The sequence below is a fragment of the Metabacillus halosaccharovorans genome (assembly GCF_002019635.1).
In the GTDB taxonomy this organism is placed as follows: Bacteria; Bacillota; Bacilli; order Bacillales; family Bacillaceae; genus Metabacillus; species Metabacillus halosaccharovorans.
The window spans coordinates 849,953-862,721 of record NZ_KV917372.1; the positions used below are offsets into that span (position 1 = coordinate 849,953).

Below are 12,769 nucleotides of genomic sequence, written 5' to 3' on the forward strand. Positions count from 1 at the left end.
CTCATCTTTCATGAAATTTAGAAGAGACTATTGTAAGGTTATAAATAGCCAAGGTTATTCCTTGTCTATATTCAAAAGGTGACAGCAAGACGAGCTTTAGCCACTTTATTATAAGGGATTTCAACTTGTTTCTTTCTAGTTTTAATCGTTACAGTGACTGTAAGCGTTTGACCATCGAAATCAGTTAAGACACCTTCAATAACCTTTTCTCCATTGATAGGCTCATATGTTTTGATGTGGACTTGTTTTCCGATTGCTTTTTTAATATCAGACTCTTTTTTTAATGGTCTCTCGGCACCAGGTGAAGAAACCTCTAAAAAGTAGTTATGCTGAATCGGATCTAATTCATCAAGCTTTTCACTTAATCGCTCGCTTACAATTCCACATTCTTCAATATCAATACCTGTTTCAGAATCAATGAATAATCGTAGAAACCAATTAGAACCTTCTTTTACAAATTCAATATCAACTAATTCAAGGTTCATGTCCTCTAATATAGGTGAGACTAATTGTTCAACGATTTCTGTTACTTTTTTGCTCATTCTTTTCCTCCTTGTAAGAAAAGCGCTTTGCCAAGTTTAAAATATCTCATCATTTTTACTACGAGGCGGGACTTCATTTGCGCTACTTTACATTTGAACAATAGCAGTTAACACCTTTAGCTGCTGAAAAACCCTGCCTTGTGAGCAGGGAATGGTATGTAGTATACTATCCGAATGACGAGGGCCATTACAATACGAAAGAGTGGGTGATTACCCCACTCTTTTCCTCTGCTTATCGCTAGCATTTCCATTAAAAGCATAACATAACCATACTTTTTATGCAAATTATTTAGAAAAGCGAAAGCGACCGGTTAGCGACCTATGAATAATCTAAAAGCCAGATTAAAATAAAGATAATTGATTTTGATCTGGTAACTCATCAAGGCAACCATGGTTATTAAGATACTCAATGATGGTTTTTGACACTTTTCCACGTTGCTGTAAATCCTCTTTAGAGAGGAATTCACCGTCTCCTCTAGCTTTCACAATGTTTATTGCAGCGTTTGTTCCTAGTCCGGGAATTGAATTAAATGGTGGTATTAAACTGTTACCATCAATAATAAACTCATCTGCACTTGAACGATAAAGATCAACCTTTTGAAATGAGAACCCTCTCTCACACATTTCCAACGATAACTCGAGCACCGTTAGAAGGTTTTTCTCTTTTGGTGAAGCTTCTAATCCTTTAAGATTAATTTCTTCAATTTTTGCACGGATTGGTGTTGGACCTTTTACCATTGTATCGATATCAAAGTCATCAGCACGAACTGTAAAGTAAGCTGCATAATATAAAAGTGGTAAATGAACCTTGAAATAAGCTATTCGAACTGCCATTAATACATAAGCAGCAGCATGGGCTTTAGGGAACATATATTTGATCTTTAAGCAAGAGTTAATATACCATGAAGGGACTTCATTTTTTTTCATTTCCTCTTCCATTTCTTCTGTCAGCCCTTTACCTTTACGAACAGATTCCATAATTTTAAAAGCAAATGATGGTTCAAGACCTTGATAAATTAAATACACCATAATGTCATCACGACAACCAATTACTTCACTTAGTGTACAAGTCTTGTTATGAATAAGTTCTTGCGCATTTCCAAGCCATACATCCGTTCCATGTGACAGACCTGATATTTGTACTAATTCAGAAAATGTTGTCGGCTTTGTATCTTCTAACATTTGGCGGACGAATCTAGTTCCGAATTCCGGTATTCCAAGGGTTCCGGTTTTACACATAATTTGTTCCTCAGTTACACCAAGTGATTCCGTACCACTAAAGATTTTCATAACTTCAGGGTCATCAGTTGGAATGGTCTTAGGATCAATACCACTTAAATCTTGAAGCATACGAATAACGGTAGGATCATCGTGTCCAAGGATATCAAGTTTTAACAAGTTATCGTGGATGGAGTGGAAATCAAAATGAGTTGTTCTCCATTCTGATCCTGTTGCGTCAGCAGGATACTGAATTGGTGAAAAATCAAATATATCCATATAATCAGGTACTACGATAATTCCACCGGGGTGTTGGCCTGTTGTTCTTTTTACACCGGTACAGCCTTGAACTAGGCGATCAACCTCAGCACCACGATAGATTAGATTACGATCATTCGCATACCCTTTCACATAACCATAAGCCGTTTTTTCTGCAACAGTCCCTATCGTACCTGCACGGAAGACATTATCCTCACCAAAGAGAACTTTTGTATAGTTATGGGCTGTTGGCTGATATTCACCTGAGAAGTTCAAATCAATATCGGGAACCTTGTCTCCTTTAAATCCAAGGAAAGTTTCGAACGGTATATCATGTCCATCTTTTGTATATTGAGCCCCGCATTTCGGACATTCTTTGTTTGGTAAATCGAATCCGGAACCAACTGATCCATCATTAAAAAATTCAGAATGCTGACATTCAGGGCAAACATAATGAGGGGGCAATGGGTTAACCTCAGTAATTTCTGTCATTGTTGCCACAAAGGACGAACCGACAGAACCACGGGAACCTACTAGATATCCATCATCAAGAGATTTTTTTACCAACTTATGAGAAATTAAATAAATAACCGCGAAACCGTGTCCGATAATACTTTTTAATTCTTTCTCTAAACGGGCTTCTACCAATTCTGGAAGGTTTTCACCATATATACTTCTTGCCATTGAGTAACTCATTTCACGGATTTCTTCATCAGCACCCTCAATTTTCGGAGTATACAGGTCATCCTTTATTGGTTTTATTTCTTCAATCATATCAGCAATTTTATTTGTATTTTCTATGACAATTTGTTTCGCTTTTTCACTACCTAGAAATGAAAAGCATTCAAGCATTTCATCTGTTGTGCGGAAGTGAACATCAGGCAGCTCATGGCGGTTCAATGGATTGGCTCCACCTTGAGAACTCACCAATATTTTTCGGTAGACTTTATCAACTGGATTTAGATAATGTACATTTCCAGTTGCAACAACAGGTTTTTCAAGTTTTTCTCCAAGTTTAACAATGTTTGTGACAATCTCTTGCAGAGATGCCTCGTCTTTAATGTAGTCAAGTGCAATAAGATGCTTATACACATCCAAAGGGTGTACTTCCAAATAATCGTAATAGGCCGCTATTTCTTCAACTTCCTCGGGAGATTTTTGCATCATCCCTTCAAAAACCTCTCCCTTATCACATGCCGATCCAATAATTAGACCTTCGCGATACTTATTTAATTGAGAACGAGGTACACGAGGTACACGATAGAAATAATTAAGATGAGAAATTGAAACTAATTTAAATAGATTCTTTAACCCTGTTTCATTTTGAGCAAGTACTGTCGCGTGGTATGGGCGAGAACGTTGATAAGCATTGCCTTTTCCCATATTATCATTAAATTGATTATGGAACTCAATTCCTTTTTCAGCAGCATCCTTCAACATTTTTATTAACAAGTAGCCAGTTGCTTCTGCATCATATATGGCACGGTGATGTTGAGTAAGCTCGATATCAAATCTCTTACAAAGAGTGTTAAGACGATGATTTTTCAGTTCCGGATATAAAAAGCGACCAAGCTCTAAAGTATCTATAACAGGATTTTTAGCTTTTTCTTCACCTAGAAGCTTTTTGTATCCTACATTTAGAAACCCCATATCAAAGCTGGCATTATGAGCAACTAAAATGTCCTGGCCAATCCATTCCTTAAACTTCCGTAAAACGATATCAACATTAGGAGCATCTCTTACCATATCGTCTGTAATGCCGGTTAGTTCAATCGTTGTGGCCGAAAGAGGATGATGTGGATTAGCAAACGATTCAAATCGATCAACAATTTCTCCATTACGTACTTTAACTGCAGCAAGCTCAATTATCGTATCATAAACAGCAGAAAGCCCAGTTGTTTCAACATCAAATACGACAAATGTTTCATCTGGCAAGTAGCGGTTATCATCGTTATATGCAATAGGAACTCCGTCATCAACTAAATTGATCTCGACACCGTATAAAATTTTAATACCATTCTTTTTTCCTGCTGAATAAGCTTCCGGGAATGATTGTGCAACAGCATGGTCTGTTAATGCAATTGCAGTATGCCCCCATTTTTTCGCTTGCTCTACATGTTTGCTAATAGATGTGACAGCATCCATCTGACTCATAGGTGAATGCAAATGCAACTCTACTCTTTTTTCACCTTCAGGAGTACGGTCTTGTCTTTCTTGTGGAGAAATCTCATTAATATCATTTGCTATCATTACTAGGTCACGGACAAATGTATCATTTTGAATACTTCCACGTACTTTCAGCCACATGCCTTTTTTAACTGCTTGTACCAATACGGCATCTTCTTTATCTCTTGCAAACATTTTGACTAGTATTGAGCTTGTGTAGTCAGTGATTTTGAACGTTAATAATGTTCTACCGCTTCGAAGCTCTTTTGTCTCAGCATCAAATACATAACCTTGAATCGCAATTCTCCGCTCTTCATCCTCAATTGATGCCATTGTTCTTATCTCTTCATCGTCTTTTATTGTATAACCAATCGTCAGTGGACCTGTTAACTCCGGCTGACTTGACTCTTCCTTCTCAGCGTTTTCCATATCAGTTAAAGCTTGAAGCCCTCTTGCCTTATCCTCTTGAAGCTTTTGCTCCTGAAATTGCTTAATTTCCTCTTCAGTTACGGCCACTGTCGTATCTAATAGAAATGCCGGGAAGCCGAACTGTTGAAAGCTTTCCTGAATTAATGAAGCATATTTACGCTTTATTGTCATTGCTTCTGTATCGGTTTTCGTTTTCACAATGACTTTCACTCCTTGAAGAGTGGGCTTTTGTTCATTAAGCAGTGCTAACATTGGCGGTGAAATCCCATCCATTTCCTGAATACAAATTGACCAATAATCTTGAACTAACTTTTCATCAAAAGTAGTGTCTCTTGCTTCAAAACTAAATGAAACATCTGCTATATGTGAAAAGGCTTTTGATAATTTTGTATGAAATAAATGGTATACATTGAAGGGCAATATCTTTTCAAACTGAAAATGGAAATGCCATTTCTTTGATTGTTTATGAACAGTTAAACGAGCAATTGAACCATTTCTAAAATGGACAACTGCAGCATCCTCTGTAAGATTTATTTGCTGAAGCAAAAGTTGAAATCGATCAACTTGGTTTGCTTGCATATCCATTTTTGTTCCCCCTCTCAAATAAGCATAGAGATTGTTCTTTCACAATTGAAGAGGCTGCCTCATTTTAGACAATTCCTAAAAGGAAATAGTCCTGTTAAATCGAGTCAGCCTCTTCTTGTCATTTTATTATTTTAACATGGTTTTAACTTAGGAGTAAGCTTTTTTAGTTTCCAAGTAGTTCGGTTATTTTAACTTGAAGATCATTTATTGATACTTCAAATGATTCACCAGTTTTACGAAGTTTCACTTCAACAATGCCTTCATCAGCTTTTTTCCCCACTGTAATACGCACTGGTATTCCGATAAGATCTGAATCTGCGAATTTTACTCCTGCACGTTCTTGACGATCGTCTAGAAGCACTTCATATCCGTTTCGGGAGAAATTCGAGTATAATGTTTCCCCCAGATCCCTTTGTGTATCATTCTTTACGTTTACTGGGATGATGTGTAATTGGAATGGAGATACTGAATCCGGCCACAAAATTCCATTTTCATCATTATTTTGTTCAATAATTGCGGCTAACGTTCTTGATACTCCAATTCCATAGCAGCCCATAATCATGGGTTGAGAACGGCCATTTTCATCTAAAAATGTCGCATTCATAGCATTACTATATCGAGTTCCTAATTTAAACACATGACCTACTTCAATACCCTTTGCAAATTTAATCGTTCCCTCACCGTCAGGAGAAGCATCTCCTTCCTGGATAAAACGAAGATCTACAAATTGAGACACTGTTGCATCACGATCAATATTTACACCTGTATAATGGAATGGCTCTTCGTTTGCTCCGCACACACCATTAACAATACAAGCAACTGCGTGATCTGCAATTACTTCCACTTGATCTGATACATTAATTGGACCGACATAACCCGGAGTACAATGTAACACTTCTTTTGTTTCCTCTGCAGTTGCCAATTCAACAACAGAAGCTCCATATACATTTTTAACCTTAATATCATTTACTTCATGATCACCACGTACAAGCACAAGGACAAATTTTTCGTCAACTTTGAATAAAACTGATTTAATGCATTTTTCTTTTGAAACTTCTAGAAAACCAGAAACCTCTTCAATCGTTTTTTGGTTTGGCGTTTCAATTTTCTTTAGATCTACAAATGCTTCACTACTTTTCTCATATGTTGTGATAACAGGTGCCATCTCGATGTTTGCAGCATACTGAGATGTATCAGAATAGGCAATTGTATCTTCCCCAATATCAGATAAAACCATAAATTCATGTGTATCCGTTCCACCCATTGCACCTGAATCAGCAATAACTGCTCTAAAATCTAATCCACAACGCGAGAAGATATTCTGATAGGCTGTAAACATTTTTTGATAGCCTTCATCCAAACTCTCATTTGTTGCATGGAATGTATATGCATCTTTCATAATAAATTCACGTCCTCGTAATACTCCAAATCGCGGACGCTTTTCATCACGAAATTTTGTTTGAATTTGATATAAAGCCAAAGGAAGACGTTTATATGATTTTACTTCATCTCTAACAAGGCTTGTAATCATTTCTTCATGAGTAGCTCCAAGTGCAAATTCCCTATTATGGCGATCTTTTAATCTCATTAATTCTGGTCCGTAGGAATACCAACGTCCAGATTCTTGCCATAATTCACTTTGTTGTAGAGCGGGCATTAATAATTCCGAAGCCCCTGCCTTGTCCATTTCTTCACGTACTATTTGTTCGATTTTTTTCAGAACTTTGTGCGCTAAAGGTAAGTAGCTATATACACCACTCGTGTTTTGTCTAATAAATCCTGCTCTCAGCATAAGCTGATGGCTTTTCACTTCAGCATCAGCCGGAACTTCTCTAAGAGTAGGAATAAACGTCATACTTTGTTTCATTACGAGCACCTCTATTTTAAATTAACTTTTGTTTATAGAAATAAGCGTTGGATATCATTCCACGTCACAACTAACATTAACAGCATTAATAACGAGAAACCGATAAAATGAACGATACCTTCTTTTTGTCGATCGATAGGCTTTCCTCTTAATGCTTCAATAAATAAAAATAATAAACGTCCACCATCTAAGGCCGGAATAGGTAATAAATTTACAATACCTAAATTAATACTCAACAGAGCAGCCCATCTTAAGAGGTTCGTAGTACCTGACTCAGCAACTTGATCTGTCATGTCATAAATACCGACAGGTCCTGATAGCATATCGATTGAAAATTGACCAGTTACAAGCTTCCCAAAACTAATTAATATTTCTTTTGTCCAAGTAAATGTTTCAACAAATCCATATTTGAGGGAGCTTCCAAAAGATTTATCAACAGGATTATACGCACCAATGCGCCCAATCACATTCTCGCCTACTTTTGTTGCTTCAGGGATCACTTCATAGCTTAACATTTCACCATCACGTTCAACTTCAAAGGTTAATTCCTTGTCAGGACTTTCCTGAATAATTGAAACGACACTTTCCCAAGTAGAAGTTGCTTCTCCTTCAATCGAATGAATGACATCCCCTTCTTGTAGTCCAGCTTTATTCGCGGAACCATCTGATGTTAACTCACCTAATTTGGCTTCATTAACCGGCGCTCCTTGGATAAATCCAAGAGAAAACAAAATAACGAATGCCAGGAGGAAATTCATAAAGGGACCAGCAAAAATTGCTGCAATCCTTTGACCAACCGTCTTGGATTGGAACTGTCGGTTAAAAGGAGCAATTTGTGTTTGTTGTCCATCCACAATGAAATAAGACGTTTCACTTACTTCGAACCTTTTTAAAAATTCATCTTCCCCATGCTCATAACCCGAAATGAACATGCTATGCTCCAAATCTACATTTTCAACTTCAATGATTCTAGCATTTGGATATTTTTCTTTGTTATTTAATATGATTTTTTCTACTATTTCTTCTTTATTAAAAAGTAAGCCCACATTATGACCCGGCTTTACTTCAATTACCTCGGGATCTTCTCCAGCCATTCGGACAAAACCGCCAATTGGCAGTAGACGAATCGTATAAACTGTTTCATTCTTCTTGAAGGATAATATCTTAGGACCAAAGCCTATTGCGAATTCCCGACAAAGGATGCCTGCTCGATTCGCAAGTATTAAATGGCCGAGCTCATGAAAGAAAACCAGAGCACCGAAAATAAGAACAAACGCTATCACTGTATTCATTTTGTATGACCACCTTTATGAGATTAATGTTTGTACAAAATTTCGAGTTTGTTGATCAACTTCCTGAATTTCCTCCAACCCAGGATGTGCGATGTTCTCATGCTTATCCATTGCTCTTTCAATAAATTCCTCAATTTGAAGAAACTTAATTTTCCCATTTAAAAATGCAGCTACAGCCTCTTCATTTGCTGCATTTAGAACCGTTGGCATTGTTCCACCTATTTTACCTGAATCATAGGCAAATTGTAAGCATTTGTATCTGTTAAAGTCTGCTTTTTCAAAGTGTAATTTCCCAACTTCCCATAATTCCAGTCTCTTCGAATTTTTCACTTGAAATCGATTAGGGAAAGTTAAAGCATATTGAATTGGAACTCTCATATCAGGTGTTCCTAATTGTGCAATAGTACTGTGATCTTGAAATTCGACCAAGGAATGAATGATACTTTCTTTATGTAATAAGACATCTATTTTTTCATAAGGAATGTCAAAAAGCCAATGAGCTTCTATAACCTCTAAACCCTTATTCATCATTGTTGCAGAATCAATTGTAATCTTTGCACCCATTGACCAGTTAGGATGATTAAGTGCTTGCTCCACTGTTACATCTGTTAGTTCTTCTCTTGTTTTATCACGAAAACTTCCTCCTGAAGCAGTAACAATCAGCCTTTCGATATTTTTGGGGTTTTCACCTTGGAGGCATTGAAAAATTGCTGAATGCTCACTGTCTACTGGTAAAAGATCAACACCATATTTTCTAGCATGTTCTGTTACTAGATGACCTGCTGTTACGAGAGTTTCCTTGTTTGCTAAGGCAATCGTAATTTTGTGTTCGATTGCCTTTAATGTAGGGACCAGACCAACACTACCGACAACAGCATTAACCAAACAATCTACTCCATCGAAAATAGCTGCTTGTATTAGAGCGTTCTGCCCATAACCGATCTTTACCTCTTCATTTGGTATTTCTAATTTTAATTTTTCATATGTTTCTTTATCCTTAACAGCTACAAAACGCGGCTGAAATTGACGAATAATGTTAATTCCAGATGAGATATTGCTTCCAAAAGACATGGAAATCAATTTAAATTGATCTGGGTGTGCTTTGATTACATCCAATGTTTGTAAACCTATTGATCCTGTAGCACCCAAAAGACTAATTTTTTTCACGAAGTCACTTCCAATCAAAAATGAAATACGTTTGCTTGGACTTATAAACTAAATAGGATACTTAAAAAATGCATTAAAGGTAAAACAAATAATAAACTGTCAAAACGATCAAGAATTCCTCCGTGTCCAGGGAGGATAGTCCCTGAATCCTTTACTTGATAGTGTCGCTTAAATGCAGATTCAACAAGATCTCCTATTTGTCCAAAAATTGAGAGGAAAACGGTCATAATTATAACAATTACATAATTATCAAACACGTTTGTAAAATACTGATAGATACATGCAAAAATAGCCGCAAATACCACGCCACCTAGTGCACCCTCTATTGTTTTATTTGGACTTATTTCAGGCCAAAGTTTATTTTTCCCCAATGATCGTCCAACAAAATATGCACCTGAATCTGTCACCCATATTAAAAGTAATGCATAAAACACATGATTTAAATCAATATTTCTTGTCTCAATAAAAAAGTAAAATCCAATACCTAAATAAAATACAGCGATTACTACAAATCCTACGTCATCAAAGGTGAATTTATTTTTTGCCAGAACTGTATATGTCAAAAGTAACAAAAGCCCGAGCAATGCAAATTCAGCTTTTGAGAAAATTAAATCATTTATTAATGATATATAAGAATTTGGTATTAATAGAACCCATAATATTAATAAACTAATGAACCCGGGAAAACTTGCCAGCGATATTTTTTTCATTCGTAATAATTCATATAATCCGATTGACGCAAGCAAATAAACAAATATCGTAAACGGCAGTTTCCCGTAAATAACAAATGGAAGAAATAAAGCAGCAGCTATAAAAGCTGTTAAAATTCGTTGTTTCATTTTTTTACTTCATCACCTTTATACGCCACCAAATCTGCGGCCTCTATGTTGATATGTGTGAATGGCTTGTAATAAACATTGCTCATTAAAATCAGGCCAAAGTACATCAGTAAACCAAAATTCTGTATAAGCAAGCTGCCATAGCATAAAATTACTTAATCTTATTTCCCCGCTTGTTCTAATTAACAAATCAGGGTCAGGTAGTGTTTGTGTCATTAAATAATTCGAAAAAATACCTTCATCAATTTCTTCTTTTTTTAATTTTCCTGATTCTACCTGTTTAACAATGTCCTTTACTGCAGCAATGATTTCCGTACGGCTGCCATAGTTTAATGCAAAATTCAAAATAAGCCCATCATTATCTTTCGTTTCCTCAATTGCTTTATTCACAGCTTTTAATGTGTGCATTGGAAGTTTATTCTTATCTCCCATTACACGAACCTGAACATTTTCTTCAATTAATTCAGGTAGAAAAGTAGTCAGAAATTCCTCCGGTAATTTCATTAAATACTCTACTTCAACCTTCGGCCGTTTCCAGTTTTCAGTTGAAAATGCATATAATGTAAGAGCATTAACCCCCAGAGCATTAGCCTGCTTAGTAACTCTTCTTACAACCTTCATACCCTCATGATGGCCGGCAATTCTTGGAAGTGCACGTTTTTTCGCCCATCTCCCATTACCATCCATTATGATCGCAATATGGTTGGGTATTTCCCCCTTTAATAGTTCCTCTTGATTTATTATTTGTTCGTTGGATAGATCAGGAGATCCTCTCCATTTTTTAAATATGTTGAGCATGTGATTCCTCCATCACCCAATAATTCCTGTTTCTCATTTTACTTTGATGACGTTAACAGTATTAACAAAAAAACCCCCTGTAAACATTAGAGGGTCTTTTCATACCTATTGTACATATTTTTTGTCGATTAGGAAACTGAAAATTTCCATAAGCGAATGGAATTTTAGAATTCAATTCACGAATGAATTAAACTTCCATAATTTCTTTCTCTTTATCTTTAGCAACTTGGTCAATTTTAACGATGTATTCATCAGTTAATTTTTGTACATTTTCAGTATTGTTACGTAATTCATCTTCTGTGATCTCACCATTTTTTTCAAGCTTTTTCAACTCATCATTGCCATCACGTCTAATATTTCTAATCGCAACTTTTGCTTCTTCACCATATTTTTTAACCAATTTAACAAGATCTTTTCTTCTTTCTTCAGTTAACGCAGGAATTGATAAGCGAATTAAAGAACCATCGTTAGCAGGTGTTAAACCTAGATCTGATTTTAAAATTGCTTTTTCAATATCACCAAGAACAGTTTTGTCATATGGTTGAATGACTAATAGGCGTGCTTCCGGGACACTAATAGAAGCAAGTTGATTAACAGGTGTAGGTGCACCGTAGTAGTCAACAGAAATTTTATCAAGAAGATTTGCACTTGCACGCCCAGCCCTTACAGACGCTAATTCACGACTTAAAGAACCAACAGCTTTTTCCATTTTTTCTTTTGTGTTTGCTAATACTTGTTTAGCCATGATTATTTCCCCCTAACAATTGTTCCGATATTTTCACCAGTTACGGCACGTTTAATATTTCCTTCTTCCATAATTGAGAAAACAATTAACGGTATATCATTGTCCATACATAGAGATGATGCAGTAGAATCCATAACTGCTAAACCTTCTTTAAGAACATCCAAGTATGATAGTGTCTCATATTTTACTGCATCTTTATCAACACGAGGATCTGCACTGTATACACCATCAACATTGTTTTTAGCCATTAGAATTACATCGGCCTCAATTTCCGCAGCACGTAGAGCAGCCGTTGTATCAGTTGAGAAGTAAGGATTTCCTGTTCCAGCTGCAAAAATCACAACTCGTTTTTTCTCGAGGTGACGAATTGCTTTTCTTCGTATGTAAGGTTCTGCAACCTGCCTCATTTCAATCGATGTTTGTACTCGTGTCTGAATACCTTGTGTTTCAAGGCTATCTTGTAAAGCCAAGGAATTCATCACAGTCGCAAGCATTCCCATATAATCAGCAGTTGCACGATCCATTCCCATTTCACTGCCGATCTTTCCACGCCAGATGTTTCCACCGCCTACAACAACCGCAACTTCCACATCTAATTCTGCAATTTCTTTCACTTGTTTTGCAATTGATTGTATAACAGATGGATTTATTCCAAAACCATTGTCACCTGCAAGTGCTTCACCACTTAATTTAAGTACAATACGTTGATACTTAGGTTTACTCATGATTACCTCCAACTCTCTATCTGCTCTTAATTTACATGTCCTACATTTATCTTGTGTTCATCTCGAAAAGAAGGGAACACTGGCTGTGTTCCCTTTCTCCATTATAAGAAAATCTTCTCTAGTTTAAACACAAAATTA

General features: G+C 36.4%; 9 protein-coding genes. All 9 read right to left on the reverse strand.

The features are described from left to right. Positions 1-71: 71 nt before the first annotated feature. The 9 genes from rimP to pyrH all read right to left on the reverse strand — a co-directional run bounded on the left by rimP (position 72) and on the right by pyrH (position 12,631). A complete protein-coding gene (gene rimP, locus BK577_RS18465; RefSeq protein WP_078434315.1) occupies positions 72-542 on the reverse strand; it encodes a ribosome maturation factor RimP in 471 nt (156 codons plus the stop codon). Between the two features lie 342 nt (positions 543-884). After that, entirely contained in the window at positions 885-5,198 is a 4,314-nt protein-coding gene (locus BK577_RS18470; RefSeq protein ID WP_078434316.1) for a PolC-type DNA polymerase III, read from the reverse strand. Positions 5,199-5,361: 163 nt separating this feature from the next. Next, on the reverse strand, positions 5,362-7,065 hold the full coding sequence (locus BK577_RS18475; protein ID WP_078434317.1) for a proline--tRNA ligase: 1,704 nt from the start codon (positions 7,063-7,065) through the stop codon (positions 5,362-5,364). A gap of 32 nt (positions 7,066-7,097) precedes the next feature. After that, positions 7,098-8,357 (reverse strand): RIP metalloprotease RseP, encoded by a 1,260-nt coding sequence (gene rseP / locus BK577_RS18480; protein WP_078434318.1) that lies wholly within the window; start codon positions 8,355-8,357, stop codon positions 7,098-7,100. 15 nt (positions 8,358-8,372) lie between these two features. Next, positions 8,373-9,524: a 1-deoxy-D-xylulose-5-phosphate reductoisomerase gene (gene dxr, locus BK577_RS18485; protein ID WP_078434319.1), complete on the reverse strand. Its 1,152-nt coding sequence runs from the start codon at positions 9,522-9,524 to the stop codon at positions 8,373-8,375. 41 nt (positions 9,525-9,565) lie between these two features. Then, positions 9,566-10,363 (reverse strand): phosphatidate cytidylyltransferase, encoded by a 798-nt coding sequence (locus BK577_RS18490; RefSeq protein WP_078434320.1) that lies wholly within the window; start codon positions 10,361-10,363, stop codon positions 9,566-9,568. An 18-nt stretch (positions 10,364-10,381) separates the two neighbouring features. After that, complete coding sequence (locus BK577_RS18495) at positions 10,382-11,161, reverse strand: undecaprenyl pyrophosphate synthase (protein ID WP_078434321.1); 780 nt, start codon at positions 11,159-11,161, stop codon at positions 10,382-10,384. 187 nt (positions 11,162-11,348) lie between these two features. Continuing rightward, entirely contained in the window at positions 11,349-11,906 is a 558-nt protein-coding gene (gene frr / locus BK577_RS18500; protein WP_078434322.1) for a ribosome recycling factor, read from the reverse strand. Positions 11,907-11,908: 2 nt separating this feature from the next. Next, a complete protein-coding gene (gene pyrH / locus BK577_RS18505) occupies positions 11,909-12,631 on the reverse strand; it encodes a UMP kinase (RefSeq protein ID WP_078434323.1) in 723 nt (240 codons plus the stop codon). Between the last annotated feature and the right edge of the window lie 138 nt (positions 12,632-12,769).

Excerpts from the sequence above, each read along its gene's own strand:
- frr (WP_078434322.1), bottom strand. The coding sequence starts at position 11,906 with ATGGCTAAACAAGTATTAGCAAACACAAAAGAAAAAATGGAAAAAGCT.
- rimP (WP_078434315.1), bottom strand. The coding sequence starts at position 542 with ATGAGCAAAAAAGTAACAGAAATCGTTGAACAATTAGTCTCACCTATA.
- BK577_RS18475 (WP_078434317.1), bottom strand. The coding sequence starts at position 7,065 with ATGAAACAAAGTATGACGTTTATTCCTACTCTTAGAGAAGTTCCGGCT.
- rseP (WP_078434318.1), bottom strand. The coding sequence starts at position 8,357 with ATGAATACAGTGATAGCGTTTGTTCTTATTTTCGGTGCTCTGGTTTTC.
- BK577_RS18470 (WP_078434316.1), bottom strand. The coding sequence starts at position 5,198 with ATGGATATGCAAGCAAACCAAGTTGATCGATTTCAACTTTTGCTTCAG.
- BK577_RS18495 (WP_078434321.1), bottom strand. The coding sequence starts at position 11,161 with ATGCTCAACATATTTAAAAAATGGAGAGGATCTCCTGATCTATCCAAC.
- BK577_RS18490 (WP_078434320.1), bottom strand. The coding sequence starts at position 10,363 with ATGAAACAACGAATTTTAACAGCTTTTATAGCTGCTGCTTTATTTCTT.
- pyrH (WP_078434323.1), bottom strand. The coding sequence starts at position 12,631 with ATGAGTAAACCTAAGTATCAACGTATTGTACTTAAATTAAGTGGTGAA.